At 65.3% G+C, this 16764-nt stretch carries 20 protein-coding genes; 18 read left to right on the forward strand and 2 right to left on the reverse strand.

Annotation, left to right across the window (positions count from 1 at the left end):
- Positions 1-4 precede the first annotated feature (4 nt).
- The 16 genes from rplX to ACT6SE_RS02895 all read left to right on the forward strand — a co-directional run bounded on the left by rplX (position 5) and on the right by ACT6SE_RS02895 (position 9680).
- A complete protein-coding gene (gene rplX / locus ACT6SE_RS02820; protein ID WP_004154490.1) occupies positions 5-322 on the forward strand; it encodes a 50S ribosomal protein L24 in 318 nt (105 codons plus the stop codon).
- A gap of 11 nt (positions 323-333) precedes the next feature.
- A complete protein-coding gene (gene rplE / locus ACT6SE_RS02825; protein ID WP_005415416.1) occupies positions 334-876 on the forward strand; it encodes a 50S ribosomal protein L5 in 543 nt (180 codons plus the stop codon).
- An 18-nt stretch (positions 877-894) separates the two neighbouring features.
- Positions 895-1200: a 30S ribosomal protein S14 gene (gene rpsN / locus ACT6SE_RS02830; RefSeq protein WP_005408209.1), complete on the forward strand. Its 306-nt coding sequence runs from the start codon at positions 895-897 to the stop codon at positions 1198-1200.
- Positions 1201-1458: 258 nt separating this feature from the next.
- Complete coding sequence (rpsH, locus tag ACT6SE_RS02835) at positions 1459-1857, forward strand: 30S ribosomal protein S8 (RefSeq protein WP_005408210.1); 399 nt, start codon at positions 1459-1461, stop codon at positions 1855-1857.
- A gap of 18 nt (positions 1858-1875) precedes the next feature.
- A complete protein-coding gene (gene rplF / locus ACT6SE_RS02840) occupies positions 1876-2400 on the forward strand; it encodes a 50S ribosomal protein L6 (RefSeq protein ID WP_014646052.1) in 525 nt (174 codons plus the stop codon).
- Positions 2401-2480: 80 nt separating this feature from the next.
- A complete protein-coding gene (gene rplR / locus ACT6SE_RS02845; protein ID WP_169411773.1) occupies positions 2481-2840 on the forward strand; it encodes a 50S ribosomal protein L18 in 360 nt (119 codons plus the stop codon).
- A 161-nt stretch (positions 2841-3001) separates the two neighbouring features.
- Entirely contained in the window at positions 3002-3544 is a 543-nt protein-coding gene (gene rpsE / locus ACT6SE_RS02850) for a 30S ribosomal protein S5 (RefSeq protein WP_005408213.1), read from the forward strand.
- A complete protein-coding gene (gene rpmD / locus ACT6SE_RS02855) occupies positions 3537-3728 on the forward strand; it encodes a 50S ribosomal protein L30 (RefSeq protein WP_005408214.1) in 192 nt (63 codons plus the stop codon). Before rpsE ends, rpmD begins: the two co-directional genes overlap by 8 nt.
- A 6-nt stretch (positions 3729-3734) precedes the next feature.
- Complete coding sequence (gene rplO, locus ACT6SE_RS02860) at positions 3735-4178, forward strand: 50S ribosomal protein L15 (RefSeq protein WP_004154498.1); 444 nt, start codon at positions 3735-3737, stop codon at positions 4176-4178.
- A 7-nt stretch (positions 4179-4185) separates the two neighbouring features.
- Entirely contained in the window at positions 4186-5553 is a 1368-nt protein-coding gene (gene secY, locus ACT6SE_RS02865; protein WP_005415420.1) for a preprotein translocase subunit SecY, read from the forward strand.
- A 347-nt stretch (positions 5554-5900) separates the two neighbouring features.
- A complete protein-coding gene (gene rpsM / locus ACT6SE_RS02870; RefSeq protein ID WP_004154500.1) occupies positions 5901-6257 on the forward strand; it encodes a 30S ribosomal protein S13 in 357 nt (118 codons plus the stop codon).
- An 11-nt stretch (positions 6258-6268) separates the two neighbouring features.
- Complete coding sequence (rpsK, locus tag ACT6SE_RS02875; protein ID WP_004145443.1) at positions 6269-6658, forward strand: 30S ribosomal protein S11; 390 nt, start codon at positions 6269-6271, stop codon at positions 6656-6658.
- 15 nt (positions 6659-6673) lie between these two features.
- The gene (rpsD, locus tag ACT6SE_RS02880) at positions 6674-7303 is read left to right on the forward strand and encodes a 30S ribosomal protein S4 (RefSeq protein WP_004145446.1); all 630 of its coding nucleotides are present in this window, start codon (positions 6674-6676) and stop codon (positions 7301-7303) included.
- A 55-nt stretch (positions 7304-7358) separates the two neighbouring features.
- The gene (locus ACT6SE_RS02885; RefSeq protein ID WP_005408216.1) at positions 7359-8357 is read left to right on the forward strand and encodes a DNA-directed RNA polymerase subunit alpha; all 999 of its coding nucleotides are present in this window, start codon (positions 7359-7361) and stop codon (positions 8355-8357) included.
- Between the two features lie 190 nt (positions 8358-8547).
- Entirely contained in the window at positions 8548-8931 is a 384-nt protein-coding gene (rplQ, locus tag ACT6SE_RS02890; protein ID WP_005408217.1) for a 50S ribosomal protein L17, read from the forward strand.
- 242 nt (positions 8932-9173) lie between these two features.
- Positions 9174-9680, forward strand: coding sequence for a disulfide bond formation protein B (locus tag ACT6SE_RS02895; protein ID WP_005415421.1), 507 nt, complete (start codon positions 9174-9176; stop codon positions 9678-9680).
- A 104-nt stretch (positions 9681-9784) separates the two neighbouring features.
- Here ACT6SE_RS02895 and ACT6SE_RS02900 read toward each other — a convergent pair whose 3' ends face one another.
- Positions 9785-11908, reverse strand: a complete 2124-nt coding sequence (locus tag ACT6SE_RS02900; protein WP_088375327.1) for a TonB-dependent receptor — start codon at positions 11906-11908, stop codon at positions 9785-9787.
- A gap of 216 nt (positions 11909-12124) precedes the next feature.
- Between ACT6SE_RS02900 and ACT6SE_RS02905 the strand changes: the two genes are divergently transcribed.
- Positions 12125-13516, forward strand: coding sequence for a class II 3-deoxy-7-phosphoheptulonate synthase (locus tag ACT6SE_RS02905; protein WP_046429066.1), 1392 nt, complete (start codon positions 12125-12127; stop codon positions 13514-13516).
- Between the two features lie 360 nt (positions 13517-13876).
- Positions 13877-15064, forward strand: coding sequence for a mechanosensitive ion channel family protein (locus ACT6SE_RS02910; protein ID WP_153643614.1), 1188 nt, complete (start codon positions 13877-13879; stop codon positions 15062-15064).
- Positions 15065-15136: 72 nt separating this feature from the next.
- On the opposite strand, the gene ACT6SE_RS02915 is transcribed toward ACT6SE_RS02910, so the two are convergent.
- Positions 15137-16759: an amidase gene (locus ACT6SE_RS02915; RefSeq protein WP_046429071.1), complete on the reverse strand. Its 1623-nt coding sequence runs from the start codon at positions 16757-16759 to the stop codon at positions 15137-15139.
- Between the last annotated feature and the right edge of the window lie 5 nt (positions 16760-16764).

Here is a 16764-nt window from a genome sequence, read left to right on the forward strand (position 1 = left end):
AATCATGGCTAACCGTATCAAGAAGGGCGACCAGGTTGTCGTCAACGCTGGCAAGGACAAGGGCAAGCAGGGCGAAGTCGTCCGCGTCGACGGCGACCGTGTGGTCGTCGCCAACGTGAACATCGTCAAGCGCCACACCAAGCCGAACCCGCAGGCAGGTGTTGCCGGCGGCGTGGTCGAGCGCGAAGCTTCGATCCATATCTCCAACGTGAACGTGCTGAACCCGGCTTCGGGCAAGGGCGAACGCGTTGGCTTCAAGGTGCTGGAGGATGGACGCAAACTGCGTGTGTTCCGCTCCAGCGGTGAGGCGCTCGACGCCTGAGGAATGTGAAGATGACTTCCCGTCTCGAAAAGATCTACAAGGAAGAAGTGGTGCCGGCGCTGATGAAGCAGTTCGGCTACACCAATCCGATGGAAGTACCGAAGCTCGTCAAGGTCACCCTGAACATGGGTGTCGGCGAGGCTGCCACCAACAAGAAGATCCTGGAAAACGCCGTCGCGGACATGACCAAGATTTCCGGCCAGAAGCCGGTTGTCACCAAGTCGCGTATCTCGGTTGCGTCGTTCAAGATCCGTGATGGTTGGCCGATCGGCTGCAAGACCACGCTGCGTCGCCACAAGATGTACGAGTTCCTGGACCGCCTGATCAACATCTCGCTGCCGCGCGTGCGCGACTTCCGTGGTGTTTCCGGTCGTTCCTTCGACGGCCGCGGCAACTTCAACATGGGTGTGAAGGAACAGATCATCTTCCCGGAAATCGACTTCGACGCCGTCGACGCGATCCGCGGTATGGATATCGCCATCACCACCACTGCGAAGACCGACGCGGAAGCGAAGGCGCTGCTGGCAGCGTTCAAGTTCCCGTTCCGTAACTGATCTGTCGAGGAAACCGAAATGGCAAAGACCTCCATGGTCAACCGCGACATCAAGCGGGAAAAGCTGGCCAAGAAGTACGCTGAGAAGCGTGCGGCTCTGAAGAAGATCGTGTCCTCCGTGGACGCGACCTACGAAGAGAAGATCGACGCCGCAACCAAGCTGGCCAAGCTGCCGCGCGATTCGTCGCCGAGCCGTCAGCGCAACCGTTGCGAGCTGTCGGGTCGTCCGCGTGGCGTGTACAGCAAGTTCGGCCTCGGCCGCAACAAGCTGCGCGAAGCCACCATGCGTGGCGACGTCCCGGGCCTGCGCAAGGCCAGCTGGTAATCCCAGCCGGCCCTGCGCTCAGCACCCCCTTGCGGGGGTGCTGAACCGGGGGAGGGGGCTGTTCAGCTTCCTTTCTGCGAAAAAACCCGAAGAGCCCGACGCAAGTCGGGCTCTTTTGGCGTATACTCCCGCGTCTTGCCCTGTGCAGACGGGGTTGTAGGAGTGGGCCCCGGCCCGCTGCATCAAGGGACCTGGCCCGTTTCCAGGAGACAACAGATTTTCGCGAAAGCGGATATCGGTGCACTCAAAGGTACTCATATGAGCATGACTGATCCCATCGCCGACCTGCTGGTCCGCATCAAGAATGCGGCCGCAGTTGGCAAGCAGACGGTGAAAGCCCCGTCGTCCAAGATCAAGGTTGCGATCGCCCAGGTCCTGAAGGACGAGGGTTACATCACCGACCTGCGCGTGACCCAGCTGGAAAACAACAAGTCCGAGCTGGAAATCGTGCTGAAGTATTTCGAAGGCAAGCCGGTCATCGCGACCCTGAAGCGCTTCTCGCGTTCGGGCCTGCGCCAGTACCGCGGCAAGAGCGAGCTGCCGAAGGTCATGAACGGCCTGGGTATCTCCATCATTTCCACCTCCAAGGGCATCATGACTGATGCGCAGGCGCGCCAGCTGGGCGTCGGCGGCGAAGTCCTGTGCTTCGTGGCCTAAGGCGAAAGGAGTAGAACTATGTCCCGCGTAGCCAAGAAGCCGATCACCCTGGGTAAGGTTGAACTGAACGTCCAGTCGGACAGCGTCACCGCCAAGGGCCCGAAGGGCACCCTGTCGCTGGCCAAGCCGGCCGGCATTGCCATCAACGTCGACAATGGCGTTGCCACCCTGAGCACCGAGAACGCCGAGCTGGTCGCACTGACCGGCACCGTGCGTGCGATCCTGTCCAACATGGTCAAGGGCGTGTCCGAAGGCTTCGAGCGCAAGCTGGAGCTGGTTGGCGTGGGTTACCGCGCTGCCATGCAGGGCAAGGACCTGAGCCTGTCGCTGGGCTTCTCGCACCCGGTCGTGTTCGTGGCGCCGGAAGGCATCACCATCACCACCCCGACCCAGACCGAGATCCTGGTCCAGGGCGCTGACAAGCAGGTCGTCGGTGAAGTCGCCGCCAAGATCCGTGCGTTCCGCAAGCCGGAGCCGTACAAGGGCAAGGGCGTGAAGTACTCCGACGAAGTCATCATCCGTAAGGAAGCCAAGAAGGCGTAAGTGCGATTCCCTCGCAAGAGCCCGCACATCCATGTGCGGACTCCTCAGGGAGAAGCCCATCCTTCAGCTTTCAAGGAATAATCAAAATGAACAAGAACATCGCCCGCCTGCGTCGCGCCAAGTCGACCCGCGCCCACATCCGTGAGCTCGGCGTCGCCCGCCTGTCGGTGCTGCGCACCGGCCAGCACCTGTACGCCCAGGTCTTCACCGCTGACGGTTCGAAGGTGCTGGCTGCCGCCAACACCACCCAGACCGACGTCAAGGAAGGCCTGAAGAACGGCAAGAACGCCGATGCCGCTGCCAAGGTTGGCCGCATCGTCGCCGAGCGCGCCAAGGCCGCCGGCGTCGAGAAGGTTGCCTTCGATCGTTCGGGCTACCGCTACCACGGCCGCATCAAGGCCCTGGCAGAAGCGGCCCGCGAAGCCGGCCTGCAGTTCTAAGGGACAAGGGCAGGGGGCCGATGGCCTCCTGCCTGCCTGCTCGCCAGCCTGAGCGAGGCTGGACGGCGCCGCTCTTCTGCAGTGGCCCACCGGAACAACGCGTCACTCCACAACCATAAGCGGCCTCGAGCCGTACATACCCAAACAACCAAGGAATCAACATGGCAGAAGAGCGTCAGCAGCGGGGTCGCGATCGCGACCGTAACCGCGAAGAGAAGATCGACGACGGCATGATCGAAAAGCTGGTCGCGGTCAACCGCGTCAGCAAGACCGTCAAGGGTGGCCGCCAGTTCACCTTCACCGCCCTGACCGTTGTCGGCGACGGCGAAGGCAAGGTCGGTTTCGGCTATGGCAAGGCCCGCGAAGTGCCGGTCGCCATCCAGAAGTCGATGGAGCAGGCCCGCAAGAACCTGGTCAGCGTTGACCTGAACAACGGCACCCTGTGGCACACCATCAAGGATGGTCACGGCGCAGCCCGCGTGTTCATGCAGCCGGCTTCGGAAGGTACCGGCGTGATCGCCGGCGGTGCCATGCGCGCCGTGCTGGAAGCCGTTGGCGTGAAGAACGTGCTGGCCAAGGCCACCGGTTCGCGTAACCCGATCAACCTGGTGCGTGCCACCGTGAAGGGCCTGTCTGCTGCGCAGTCGCCGGCTCGCATCGCGGCCAAGCGCGGCAAGAAGGTGGAGGAACTCAACCATGGCTAATGAGTCCAACAAGACTGTGAAGGTCCGCCTGGTGCGTGGCCTGCGTGGTACCCAGTCGCGTCACCGCCTGTCGGTGCGTGCCCTGGGCCTGAACAAGCTCAACGATGTGCGTGAACTGAAGGACAGCCCGCAGGTACGCGGCCTGATCAACAAGGTTCAGTACCTCGTCCAGGTTGAGGAGTAATCGACCATGACTCTGCGTCTCAATGAACTGAGCCCGGCACCGGGCGCCCGCACCGAGCGCACCCGCGTCGGCCGCGGTATCGGCTCGGGCCTGGGCAAGACTGCCGGCCGCGGCCACAAGGGTTCGTTCGCCCGTAAGGGTGGCGGCAAGATCAAGGCTGGCTTCGAAGGCGGCCAGACCCCCATGCAGCGTCGTCTGCCGAAGATCGGCTTCCGTTCGCCGATCGCCAAGGACACCGCTGAAGTGCTGCTGTACGCGCTGGACAAGCTGCCGGCCGGTGAGATCGATTTCGCCGCCCTGCGTGCTGCCAAGCTGGTCCCGAGCACCGCAAAGAAGGCCAAGGTCGTCGTCAAGGGCGAAGTGACCAAGGCGTTCACCCTGAAGGGTATTGCTGCCACGGCGGGTGCCAAGGCTGCAATCGAAGCTGCCGGCGGCAGCGTAACGGAGTAAGAAAATCATGGCGCAAGCTGGCATCGGTAACCTCGCGGGCGGAATGGGCAAGTTCACTGAACTTCGCCAACGTTTGCTGTTCGTCGTCGGGGCTTTGATCGTCTATCGCATCGGCTGCTACGTGCCGGTGCCGGGCGTCAATCCCGATGCCATGCTTGCCATGATGCAACAGCAGGGCGGCGGCATCGTGGACATGTTCAACATGTTCTCGGGCGGCGCCCTGCACCGTTTCAGCATCTTCGCGCTGAACGTGATGCCGTACATCTCGGCATCGATCGTGATGCAGCTGGCCGTGCACATCTTCCCCGCCCTGAAGGCGATGCAGAAGGAAGGTGAGTCCGGCCGCCGCAAGATCACCCAGTATTCGCGCATCGGCGCCGTGCTGCTGGCAGTGGTGCAGGGCGGCTCGATCGCGCTGGCCCTGCAGGGCCAGGTCTCGCCGTCGGGCGCTCCGGTCGTGTATGCGCCGGGCATGGGCTTCGTGCTCACTGCCGTGGTCGCACTGACCGCCGGCACCATGTTCCTGATGTGGGTCGGTGAGCAGGTCACCGAGCGCGGCATCGGCAACGGCGTGTCGCTGATCATCTTCGCCGGTATCGTGGCGGGCCTGCCGGGTGCGGTCATCCACACCTTCGATGCCTACCGCGACGGCAACATCCAGTTCATCCAGCTGCTGCTGATCGCCATTGTCGTGCTCGCCTTCACCTTCTTCGTGGTGTTCGTCGAGCGTGGCCAGCGCCGGATCACGGTCAATTACGCGCGCCGCCAGGGTGGTCGCAACGCGTACATGAACCAGACCTCGTTCCTGCCGCTGAAGCTCAACATGGCCGGCGTCATCCCGGCGATCTTTGCCTCGAGCCTGCTGGCCTTCCCGGCCACCCTGGCCATGTGGTCCGGCCAGGCCGCCAACCAGAGCAGCTTCGGCCAGGTCCTGCAGAAGGTCGCCAACGCCCTGGGCCCGGGCGAGCCGCTGCACATGATCGTGTTCGCTGCGCTGATCACCGGTTTCGCGTTCTTCTATACCGCGCTGGTGTTCAACTCGCAGGAAACCGCCGACAACCTGAAGAAGTCCGGTGCGCTGATTCCGGGCATCCGTCCGGGCAAGGCGACCGCCGACTACATCGACGGCGTGCTGACCCGCCTGACCGCGGCCGGCTCGGCGTACCTGGTGATCGTCTGCCTGCTGCCGGAACTGATGCGCACGCAGCTGAACGCCTCGTTCTACTTCGGTGGTACTTCGCTGCTGATCGTGGTGGTGGTGGTGATGGACTTCATCGCCCAGGTGCAGGCGCACCTGATGTCCCACCAGTACGAGAGCCTGCTGAAGAAGGCCAACCTGAAGGGTGGCAACCGCGGCGGTTTTGCCCGCGGCTGATAGGCCTGTTATACTTTCGTCTTCCTGACGTGATGGTCCCTCCGCTTCGCGGACTCCGGCCACACAAACGAAGGGCGGCCCCCGCAGCGGTTCCGGGTGGGGGTGTGATGAGGTGGTCCCGCGCTGGAGTAGCGCGGGCGGCCCCGGGGGAAACCCCAGGTCCAACCCCATCCGGCGCCGGAGCCTGGGCACACTCCCCAGGCCGGGTTCATGAAACCAATGGTTTCACGGCCTTCCATGTAAACCGGAACCTTGTTAGTATCGCTAGTTCACTTTTTTGATCCATCCTGCCGGATTGGCGTGCCCGAGGCGCGCTGTCGGCCATCACTCAGCTGGAGAACCGCGTCATGGCGCGTATTGCAGGCGTCAACCTGCCAGCCCAGAAGCATGTCTGGGTCGGGTTGCAAAGCATTTACGGCATCGGCCGTACCCGTTCGAAGAAGGTCTGCGAAGTCGCAGGCGTTGCTTCGACCACCAAGATCCGCGATCTGTCGGAGCCGGAAATCGAGCGCCTGCGCGCCGAAGTCGGCAAGTACATCGTGGAAGGCGATCTGCGCCGTGAAATCGGTATCGCGATCAAGCGCCTGATGGACCTGGGCTGCTACCGCGGCCTGCGTCACCGTCGTGGCCTCCCGCTGCGTGGCCAGCGCACCCGTACCAACGCCCGCACCCGCAAGGGTCCGCGCAAGGCGATCAAGAAGTAAGGGACTGAGAAATGGCTAAGCCCGCTGCTAAGACCAAGAAGAAGATCAAGCGCGTCGTCACCGACGGCGTTGCCCACGTCCACGCTTCGTTCAACAACACCATCGTCACCATCACCGACCGCCAGGGCAATGCTCTGTCGTGGGCGACCTCCGGTGGCGCTGGCTTCCGCGGTTCGCGCAAGTCGACCCCGTTCGCTGCCCAGGTGGCTGCTGAAAAGGCCGGTCGTGCTGCGCTGGACTACGGCGTGAAGTCGCTGGAAGTCCGCATCAAGGGCCCGGGTCCGGGCCGTGAGTCGGCCGTGCGTTCGTTGAACAACGTCGGCTACAAGATCACCAACATCATCGACGTGACGCCTATCCCGCACAACGGGTGCCGTCCGCCGAAGAAGCGTCGCGTCTAAAGGGAGCGATAAGAAATGGCTCGTTATATCGGTCCTACCTGTAAGCTCGCCCGCCGCGAAGGCGCCGACCTGTCCCTGAAGAGCCCGGCGCGTGCGCTGGACTCGAAGTGCAAGCTGGAGCAGAAGCCCGGCCAGCACGGCGCCACTGCCCGCAAGGGCAAGCTGTCCGACTACGCCACCCAGCTGCGTGAAAAGCAGAAGGTCAAGCGTATCTACGGCCTGCTGGAGCGTCAGTTCCGCAACTACTACAAGAAGGCCTCGACCAAGAAGGGCAACACCGGCGAGAACCTGCTGCAGCTGTTGGAAACCCGCCTGGACAACGTCGTCTACCGCATGGGCTTCGCCGTGACCCGTCCGGCTGCCCGTCAGCTGGTGTCGCACCGCGGCGTCACCGTGAATGGCAAGTCGGTCAACCTGGCTTCGTACCAGGTCAAGGCTGGCGACGCCATCGCCCTGTCTGAAAAGGCTGCCAAGCAGCTGCGCGTCCAGGAAGCCCTGACCGTCGCCGCCCAGCATGACCTGAGCCCGTCGTGGGTTGAAGTGGATTCCGGCAAGTTCACCGGCATCTTCAAGGCTGTTCCGGATCGTTCGGATCTGCCTGCGGACATCAACGAAGCGCTGATCGTCGAGCTGTATTCGAAGTAATTCACATTGGAGAGCCCCCGGCGACGGCCGGGGGTTCACTAGGAGAACCCGCAACATGACGGTTACCGCCAACCAGGTTCTGCGTCCTCGCGGTCCGCAGATCGAACGCCTTACCGACACCCGTGCAAAGGTCGTTATCGAACCTTTGGAGCGGGGTTACGGGCATACGCTGGGTAATGCCCTGCGTCGCGTGCTGCTGTCGTCCATCCCGGGCTTCGCCATCACGGAAGTCGAAATCGACGGCGTGTTGCATGAGTACACCACGGTCGAAGGTCTGCAGGAGGACGTGCTCGAAGTCCTGCTGAACCTGAAGGACGTGGCCATCCGTATGCACTCCGGCGACAGCGCCACCCTGTCCCTGTCCAAGCAGGGCCCGGGCGTTGTCACCGCTGCCGACATCAAGGTCGACCACAATGTGGAGATCCTGAACGGCGACCATGTGATCTGCCACCTGACCAAGGATACGGCGATCAACATGCGTCTGAAGATCGAACGTGGTTTCGGCTACCAGCCGGCTGCCGCGCGTCGTCGTCCGGACGAAGAAACCCGTGCCATCGGCCGCCTGGTCCTGGATGCCTCGTTCTCGCCGGTCCGCCGTGTCGCCTACGCCGTGGAAGCGGCGCGTGTCGAACAGCGTACCGACCTGGACAAGCTGGTCATCGATATCGAGACCAACGGCACCATCGATGCCGAGGAAGCCGTGCGCACCGCCGCCGACATCCTCAGCGACCAGCTGTCGGTGTTCGGTGACTTCACCCACCGCGACCGCGGTGCGGCCAAGCCGGCCAACAACGGCGTGGATCCGGTGCTGCTGCGCCCGATCGACGATCTGGAGCTGACCGTGCGTTCGGCCAACTGCCTGAAGGCTGAAAGCATCTACTACATCGGCGATCTGATCCAGAAGACCGAAGTGGAGCTGCTGAAGACCCCGAACCTGGGCAAGAAGTCGCTCACCGAGATCAAGGAAGTGCTGGCTCAGCGCGGCCTGTCCCTCGGCATGAAGCTGGAGAACTGGCCGCCGGCCGGCGTCGCCAGCCACGGCATGCTGGGCTGATATCGGTAATGCCTGGAGGCTCCACCGCTCGCGGTGGAGCCTTCAACGCAACACACCATGCCACGACGAACCGCAGGTTCGCGGGCAGGTCGTCCAGGACGGGCGGCCAGGACCAACCGCAGTCCGCGCAGTAACGCCAGGATGGCGACAACGATCCACACAGCCGCATCATTAACCAAGGAATATCACCATGCGTCACCAGAAGTCTGGCCGTAAGTTCAGCCGCACCAGCGCGCACCGCGAAGCGATGTTCAAGAACATGGCCGCCTCGCTGTTCAAGCACGAGCTGATCAAGACCACCCTGCCGAAGGCCAAGGAACTGCGCCGCGTTGCCGAGCCGCTGATCACTCTGGCCAAGGTCGACTCGGTCGCCAACCGCCGTCTGGCCTTCGCCCGCCTGCGCGACAACGAAGCCGTGGGCAACCTGTTCACCATCCTGGGCCCGCGCTACGCGAACCGTCCGGGCGGCTACCTGCGCCTGCTGAAGTGCGGTTTCCGCGCCGGCGACAACGCACCGATGGCCTACGTCGAGCTGGTTGACCGTCCGGTCGTGGCCGAGGAAGTGGCCGAGTAATCGGACCGCTCCAACGCGACACAGCGAAAGCCCGGCGCCTGCCGGGCTTTTGCGTTTCCCGGGGTCGGATCCCTTTCCGCAGGAAAGGGCTCTGACCCCGAGCAGGCAGCACCGCAGGTCAGATCCCTTTGCATTCGCAAAGGGATCCGACCCGCACCGTTCCGACAGGCGTCACCTGTGGCGGTTCGAACGGGGCGCGCTCTCGGTTACGCTTGGCGCCTTGATCCATTCGAGCGTTGACGATGAATCCACTGCGCTGGCCCTTCCGCGCCCAGTTCTTCCTGGGCTTCCTGATCTGCGCGGGCCTGCTCGGCTACGCGATCTTCCTGCAGCTGAAGATGGGCCTGGAGCCGTGCCCGCTGTGCATCTTCCAGCGCCTGGCATTTGCCGCGCTGGGCCTGTTGTTCCTGATCGGTGCGCTGCACGGGCCGTCCAACCGTCCCGGGCGCGCCACCTACGGCGTGCTCGCCTTCATCGCGGCGGCCGTCGGCGTGGGCATCGCTGCGCGCCACGTCTACGTGCAGATGCTGCCGCCGGAGATGGGCGCGACCTGTGGCCCGCCGCTGAGCTTCCTGCGCGAGACCATGGGGCCGCTGGAAGTGTTCCGCACGGTGCTGACCGGTACCGGCAACTGCGGCAACATCGACTGGACGTTCCTGGGCCTGACCATGCCGATGTGGTCGGGCGTGTGGTTCGTGCTGCTGGCGCTGTGGGCACTGGTGGTGTCGCTGCGCAAGGTCAAGCGCTGAAGCAGGATGGGGTCGGATCCCTTTGCATCGCAAAGGGCTCTGACCCCATTCCCGGTGCGGGGTCAGAGCCCTTTCCTGCGGAAAGGGATCCGACCCCTGTCTCCTCAGAAGTCCTGCTGCAGGCTCAGGTAGGCGCCGCGGCGCGGTCCCCATTGCGGGGCGAACACGCCGACACCGCCGCCATCGCGCAGCTGGTAGCTGCGATCCAATGCGTTGATCACGGCCAGCTGCACGTGCAGCGGATGGCCGCTGTCGGCATTGAAATCATGCCCGGCGCTGAGGTTCACCTGCAGGTAGGACGGCAGCTCGCCGCCGTTGGGCACGCCCTCGATATCCGAACGCAGGCCGCTGCCGAACACGTAGTTGGCACCGACCCGGTTGTGCCCGGCGAAGGCGTAGCTGAAGCCCCCCGACGACGTCAGCTTCTGGTCGTGGTCCAGGTGGATCCAGTGGTCGGCCACATAGGCCAGCGCGTCCGGATCGAGGTTGTACTGGCTGGTGATGACCTGGGTGCCGATGGCCTTGTTGTACGCCGCGTTGAAGTAGGCGCTGAACGGACCGCTGCTGTAGTCGGCACTGAACTCCAGCCCACGGATATGGCCGCGGCGGTAGTTGAACGTCGAGTAGATGTAGGCGGCGCCGAACTGGCCTTCGTCCTGCAGGCGCGCGACGCGGCGGTCGTACGCGTCCAGGCCCAGGGTCAGGTGTTCACCCAGCTGCTGCGAGACGCCGATGTCGTAGTAGTCGCTGCGTTCGGCCAGCGGAATGTTGTTGCCGCCGCCCGGCTGCTGGTTGGTGGTGCCGTCGTACAGGGCGATATCGCTGCTGGCGATCAACTCACTGGCCGGTGGCGTGAAGTAACGCGAATAGCCGGCATGCACGGTGGTGCTGTCGCTGGCATTCCAGACCGCGCCCAGGCGGGGGCTGAGCTGGCCCTCGGTGCGGCCGAAGGCCTTGTAGCGATCACCACGCAGGCCGTAGTTCACTGTCCAGTCGTCGCCGATCTTCCACTCATCCTGCACGTACACCGCCAGCGTACTGGCGTGGAAGGCGCTGCGGTCTGGAATCAGCAGTGGCGTGGTGCTGGATTGCTGGCCGGCGCCATCGACCGGGAACACCCAGCTGTTGTTGCTGGCGCGCGCATTCTCGTAGTTGCCGTACAGGCCGTAGCGCAGCGTGTGGTCGTTGCCCAGCGGGGTGGAGAAGTCGGCCTGCAGCGTGTTGGCGCGGTTGCTGCGCTGGACCTGCGAGGCGACGCCACTGAATACCAGATCGCCGATGACATCCGGGTTGAACGCCACGTCGCTGTAGCGCTGCCCGGCGGACAGCTGGTAGGCGGTGCCGCCCAGCGTGCCCTGCAGCACCAGCATGCCGAAGCGGGTGGTCTCGCGCTGGGTTTCATCCAGCTGGCTGGAGTCGAAGGTGGTCGTGTCCAGGTAACCGAACTGCGGGGTCTGCCCGGGATTGACCGGGATCTGGAAGCGATTGTTGGCAAAGCCGGCGAACACGCTCAGGCGGGTGTTCTCGTTGACCAGGTAGGTCAGGTCGGCGAAGGCTTTGCCCTGGTGCGTGTCGTCGTGCAGCGGCTTGCGCGAGCGGGTCGGGTTCTCCAGGCCGACCTCGTTCTGGTCGTAGTTGCCGGTCAGGAACCAGCTCCAGCGCCCTTGATTGCCCCACCACGAGGCATTCGGATTGATCTTGCCGAACGAGCCTGCGGTCAGACCGGCGCTGCCGCCATTGCCGAGCTCGGCGCCGCTGCGGGTGGTGATGTCGACCACCGCAGCGGTGCGCTCGCCGAACTGCGCCGGCAGCGCCCCGTCCATCAGGCGGATGCTCTTGATGGTGCGGGCATCCAGGGTCTGGCCGAAGCCGGAGATCGATTCGGGCAGCAGTACGCCGTTGATGCGGTACTGCAGGTTCGCGTGGTCGCCGCGCACGTGCACGCCACCGTAGGAATCCTGGACCACGCCCGGAGCCTGCAGCAGCACCTGGCTGAGCGGCGCGGAGGCACCCAGCGGCTGCTTCTGGATGTCCTCGGCGGTGATCTGGTACTGGCTGCTGCCGATGTCCGGCGACAGCGCATTGCGGGCCTGGTCGAGCTGGGCGCTGACAGTGACCGTGTCGAGGTCCTTCACGGGAGCGGCGGCATCGGCGGCCATAGCGAGGGTGGGCAGACTGGCCAGGGTCAGGGCGAAGGTAATGCCGGTAGCGAGCAGGGAGGGCTTCATGGCAGATAGGCTGTGGAAGGGGCCGACGGGGATGCAGTGTTACTTCGTAACAGTGCGTGGCGAATCATGCGCCTGTCCGGGCGGCCGTGGCCATGCGGTTTCTGGCCGATCGCGATGCCCTTTCCCCGGCGTTCAGTCATGTGCAGGGCGTGCCCAGCCCTTTGCGCCAGCGGCTGGCTCTGCGACCATGACCGCCCCCCTCCCCGGAAGTCTGCAATGAGCCTGTCCGCCGTTCCGCCCGTCCTCGATCCTGCCGCGACCGCCGCTGGCGCTGCCTGGTCGCCGGAGAGCTGGCGCGGCAAGACCGCGCTGCAGATGCCGACCTACCCGGACCCGGTGGCGCTGGACGCTGCACTGCATGAGCTGAAGCGCCTGCCGCCGCTGGTCACCTCGTGGGAAATCCTGGCGCTGAAGCAGCAGTTGGCCGAGGCCCAGGAAGGCAAGCGCTTCCTGCTGCAGGGCGGCGATTGCGCCGAGAACTTCAGCGACTGCGAATCGGGCACGATTTCCAACCGGTTGAAAGTGCTGCTGCAGATGAGCCTGGTGCTGGTGCATGGCCTTCGCCAGCCGGTGATCCGCGTCGGGCGCTTTGCCGGCCAGTACGCCAAGCCGCGTTCGGCCGATACCGAGACCCGCGACGGCGTGACCCTGCCCAGCTACCGCGGCGATGTGATCAATGCGCCGGCGTTCACCGAGGCGGCGCGCCTGCCGGATCCGAAGCGGATGCTGCAGGCGCATGCGCATTCGGCGATGACCATGAACTTCGTGCGTGCGCTGATCGATGGCGGCTTCGCCGACCTGCATCATCCGGAGTACTGGAACCTGGAGTGGGTGCGGCATTCGCCGCTGGCCGCCGAGTACCAGAAGATGGTGGCGTCGATCGGTGATGCGGTGCACTTCATGGAAACCCTGGCCGGGGCCCGCGTGCACAACCTCAACCGCATCGACTTCTACACCTCGCATGAAGCGCTGCTGCTGCCCTACGAGCAGGCGCTGACCCGGCAGGTGCCGCGCCAGCAGGGCTGGTTGAACCTGAGCACGCATTACCCGTGGATCGGCATGCGCACCGCCGCGCTTGACGGCGCGCACGTGGAATACCTGCGTGGCGTGCGCAATCCGATTGCGATCAAGGTCGGCCCGTCGGTGACGCCGGACCAGCTGCTGCGCCTGATCGATGTGCTCAACCCGCATGACGAGCCAGGGCGACTGAGCTTCATCCACCGCATGGGGGCAGCGCAGATTGCCGAGAAGCTGCCGCCGCTGCTGGATGCGGTCAAGCGCGATGGCCGTCGCGTGCTGTGGGTGTGTGACGCGATGCATGGCAATACCGAGAGCACCGCCAATGGCTTCAAGACGCGCCGCTTCGACAACGTGCGTGGCGAAGTGGAGATGTCGTTCGATCTGCATGCGGCCGCAGGCACGCGACTGGGCGGTGTGCACCTGGAACTGACGGGCGAAGACGTGACCGAATGCACCGGTGGCGCGCGCGAACTGACCGAGCGCGACCTGGAACGCGCGTATCGTTCGACGGTGGACCCGCGGTTGAACTACGAGCAGTCGCTGGAGATCGCGATGGCGATCGTGCGCAAGCAGGAGCAGGTGCGGTAAGGGCGTTGCGGCAGGGCTTGCAGCCCTGCACCTGCTGACGCAACGGCAACGGCAACGGCCTAAGCAACGGCAACAGCATGCATTCCGTGGGATGGCGGGGCGATGTGGGCAGGCAGGACACGCCGTGAACCCCCCTCCGGGGTCCGGCACAGCCGCCAGCGGCTGGGCCGGACCGCGGAGCGGGATTCACGGCGTCTCCCGCAACCGGCCCCACTCCGCCATCCCACAGGAAGCCCGCTTCTGCTTCGGCTGTTGCTGTTGAGGTTGCCGGCCAGCGGCCGGCACTACCGCAGGTACAGGGCTGCAAGCCCTGCCGACCAACACGCTGCTTACGAACGACTGACGTGGCGCTCATGCGCCATGCGCGAGTCTGTCCACTTGGCTGTTCGAGTGGAGGTGGCAACGGTGCACTGGCAAAGCGCACAGGCATACGCATGGCCGTTGGGATTGGCCGTAGTGGTGGGCGGCATCGGCGCGTGGCTGATCCTGTGGATCTACCATCGGCTGAAGGGGCGCGATCGTCGGCGCGCGCGTATCGGGCGTGTGCTCGGGCTGCCGATGGCCACCGCATGGCCGCTGCTGCTGTTGATCCCTGCATTGCAGGCCACGCCGCTGCAGGATCCCGTTCTGGGCAACCTGCAACGGGTGCTGCATATCGCGCTGACCGCGTGCTTCATCTGGCTGCTGGTGCGGGCGGTGGCGGCGGGCGAACGTGCCATCCTGCGCAGCCATCCCATCGATGTCTCCGACAACCTGGAAGCGCGCCGCATCCAGACCCAGACGCGGGTGCTCAGCCGTGTGCTGATGGGCGGCATCATCGTGCTGGGCGCATCGCTGGTGCTGCTGACCTTCCCGATGGTGCAGAAGATCGGCACCGCGCTTCTGGCCTCGGCGGGCCTGATCGGCCTGGTGGCCGGTATCGCCGCAAAGCCCGTGTTCGGCAATCTGATCGCCGGCCTGCAGATCGCAGTGACGCAGCCGATCCGGCTGGATGATGTGGTGATCGTCGAAGGCGAGTGGGGGCGCATCGAGGAGATCGGCAGCAGCTATGTGGTGGTGCGCATCTGGGATGAGCGGCGAATGGTGGTGCCGCTGACCTGGTTCATCGAGAACCCCTTCCAGAACTGGACGCGGCGCAGCGCCGACCTGCTCGGCACCGCGTTCCTGTGGCTGGACTATCGTGCCCCGGTGGCAGCGATCCGTACCGAGCTGGAACGCATCTGCCGCGGTGAAGCGCTGTGGGATGGCCGGGTCTGCGTGACCCAGGTGACCGAGACCAGCGAGCGCGCAATCCAGGTGCGCCTGCTGGTCAGTGCGCGCAGCTCCGGTGATGCCTTCGATCTGCGCTGCCTGGTGCGCGAACGCATGCTCGATTTCCTCGCGCGCGAGCATCCGCAGTCGCTGCCGCAGGTGCGTGCGCGGCTGCAGCATGCAGACGAACTGGACATGCCGCGCGGTCCACGTGCGCGCACTGCGGATGTGCGTTCGCCGGGGGCTGAAGACGGTGAGGCGGCGATCGTGCCGGTAGAGCCCGACCAGCCGCTGTAGAGCCGAGCCATGCTCGGCTGCTTTCGATTTTCCGTTGAAGCCGAGCGTGGGCTCGGCTCTACAGAAACACGATCACGGCTCGCCGGCGTCGATCAGGGTGTCGGTGTCGAAGTGCGGCGGGCGTCGCGCGCGGGTGCGCTGTTCGTAGGCGTAGGCCATTTCGATCAGCTTCGGTTCGCTCCAGGCGGTGCCCATGAACAGCAGGCCGACCGGCAGGCCATTGATCTGGCCCATCGGCACGCTGAGGCTGGGATAGCCGGCGACGGCGGCGGCGCTGTAGCTCTCGCCGGGGAAGTCGTCGCCTTCGCTGCGGATCGGCCACGCCACACCGGTGGTCGGCGCCACCAGGGCATCGAGCTGGTGGGCGGCGAGGGCGGCGTCGATGCCTTCCGCGCCGGCCAGCCGGCGCGCATCGCTGCGTGCACGGATATAGGCGGGGTCGGCCAGGCCGGCGGTAGCGTCGGCCGCCACCAGCAGTTCCTGGCCGAACAGGCCCAGCTCCTGCTTGCTGTGCGCCTGGTTGAAGGCGATCAGGTCGGCCAGGCTGCGTAGTGGCGCGCGATGGGTGCTGAAGTAGCGCTCCAGCCCGGCCTTGAATTCGTACAGCAGCACCGTGCGTTCCGCCTCGGCCCAGGCGCCCTGGTTGGGCAGCTCCACCGGCACCACGAAGGCACCCGCCCGGCGCAGCTCGGTGGCCGCCTGTTCGATCAGCGGCGGCATGCCGCGGTATTTCAGCAGCGGTGTCTGCAGCAGGCCGATGCGCTTGCCACGCAGGCCCTCCGGGTCCAGGCGCGCGGTGTAGTCGTACACCGCGCGGCCAGGCATGGTCGCCGTGGCCGGGTCGGCATCGTCGCGGCCGGCGATAGCGGTCAGCACGGCTGCAGCGTCGGCGACGCTGCGGGTCATCGGTCCTGCGGTGTCCTGGCTGAAGGAAATCGGGATGATGCCCTCGCGGCTGACCAGGCCGACGGTCGGCTTGAGGCCGACGATGCCATTGACCGCCGCAGGGCAGACGATGCTGCCGTCGGTTTCGGTGCCGATCGCCACGCTGGCCAGGTTGGCGGCGACCGCCACCGCGCTGCCGCTGCTGGAGCCGCAGGGCGAGTGGCTGAGGCGATAGGGATTGCGGGTCTGGCCGCCGCGTGCGCTCCAGCCGGACACCGAATCGTTGCCGCGGAAATTGGCCCACTCGCTGAGATTGGTCTTGCCCAGCACCACCGCGCCGGCGTCGCGCAGCCGGCGCACCAGGTAGGCGTCGTCCGGGCGGAACCCCTGCAGGGCCAGCGAGCCGGCGCTGGTGGCCATCGGGGCGGCGTTGATGTTGTCCTTCAGCAGTACCGGAATGCCGTGCAGCGGGCCGCGCAGGCGTCCATCACGGCGCTCGCGGTCGCGCGCAGCGGCTTCCCTCAGTGCATCCGGGTTGAGCTCGATCACCGCGCGCAGGCGCGGCCCGGTGCGGTCCAGGGTGGCGATGCGCTGCAGGTAGGCTTGGGTCAGGGTGGTGCTGTCCAGCTCACCGGCGCTCATCCGCGCCTGCAGGTCGGTGACATCGGTTTCGGCGTACGGGAACGGCACGTTGCGGCTCGCGGGTTCGGCCGCATGCGCGCTGGACGCGGCCGGGCTGCAGCCAGCCGAAAGCAGCGCAGGCAGCGCGGCAAGCAGGCAGGTCAGCAGAGGCGGCAAGGACGGGCGCATGGGGC

It is taken from the genome of Stenotrophomonas sp. LC732 (assembly GCF_052446685.1).
Lineage (GTDB): Bacteria > Pseudomonadota > Gammaproteobacteria > Xanthomonadales > Xanthomonadaceae > Stenotrophomonas > Stenotrophomonas muris.

Coding starts and splice junctions, on each gene's coding strand:
- rplX (WP_004154490.1), top strand. CDS start 5: ATGGCTAACCGTATCAAGAAGGGCGACCAGGTTGTCGTCAACGCTGGC.
- rplE (WP_005415416.1), top strand. CDS start 334: ATGACTTCCCGTCTCGAAAAGATCTACAAGGAAGAAGTGGTGCCGGCG.
- rpsN (WP_005408209.1), top strand. CDS start 895: ATGGCAAAGACCTCCATGGTCAACCGCGACATCAAGCGGGAAAAGCTG.
- rpsH (WP_005408210.1), top strand. CDS start 1,459: ATGAGCATGACTGATCCCATCGCCGACCTGCTGGTCCGCATCAAGAAT.
- rplF (WP_014646052.1), top strand. CDS start 1,876: ATGTCCCGCGTAGCCAAGAAGCCGATCACCCTGGGTAAGGTTGAACTG.
- rpsE (WP_005408213.1), top strand. CDS start 3,002: ATGGCAGAAGAGCGTCAGCAGCGGGGTCGCGATCGCGACCGTAACCGC.
- rpmD (WP_005408214.1), top strand. CDS start 3,537: ATGGCTAATGAGTCCAACAAGACTGTGAAGGTCCGCCTGGTGCGTGGC.
- rplO (WP_004154498.1), top strand. CDS start 3,735: ATGACTCTGCGTCTCAATGAACTGAGCCCGGCACCGGGCGCCCGCACC.
- secY (WP_005415420.1), top strand. CDS start 4,186: ATGGCGCAAGCTGGCATCGGTAACCTCGCGGGCGGAATGGGCAAGTTC.
- rpsM (WP_004154500.1), top strand. CDS start 5,901: ATGGCGCGTATTGCAGGCGTCAACCTGCCAGCCCAGAAGCATGTCTGG.
- rpsK (WP_004145443.1), top strand. CDS start 6,269: ATGGCTAAGCCCGCTGCTAAGACCAAGAAGAAGATCAAGCGCGTCGTC.
- rpsD (WP_004145446.1), top strand. CDS start 6,674: ATGGCTCGTTATATCGGTCCTACCTGTAAGCTCGCCCGCCGCGAAGGC.
- ACT6SE_RS02885 (WP_005408216.1), top strand. CDS start 7,359: ATGACGGTTACCGCCAACCAGGTTCTGCGTCCTCGCGGTCCGCAGATC.
- rplQ (WP_005408217.1), top strand. CDS start 8,548: ATGCGTCACCAGAAGTCTGGCCGTAAGTTCAGCCGCACCAGCGCGCAC.
- ACT6SE_RS02895 (WP_005415421.1), top strand. CDS start 9,174: ATGAATCCACTGCGCTGGCCCTTCCGCGCCCAGTTCTTCCTGGGCTTC.
- ACT6SE_RS02900 (WP_088375327.1), bottom strand. CDS start 11,908: ATGAAGCCCTCCCTGCTCGCTACCGGCATTACCTTCGCCCTGACCCTG.
- ACT6SE_RS02905 (WP_046429066.1), top strand. CDS start 12,125: ATGAGCCTGTCCGCCGTTCCGCCCGTCCTCGATCCTGCCGCGACCGCC.
- ACT6SE_RS02910 (WP_153643614.1), top strand. CDS start 13,877: ATGCGCGAGTCTGTCCACTTGGCTGTTCGAGTGGAGGTGGCAACGGTG.
- ACT6SE_RS02915 (WP_046429071.1), bottom strand. CDS start 16,759: ATGCGCCCGTCCTTGCCGCCTCTGCTGACCTGCCTGCTTGCCGCGCTG.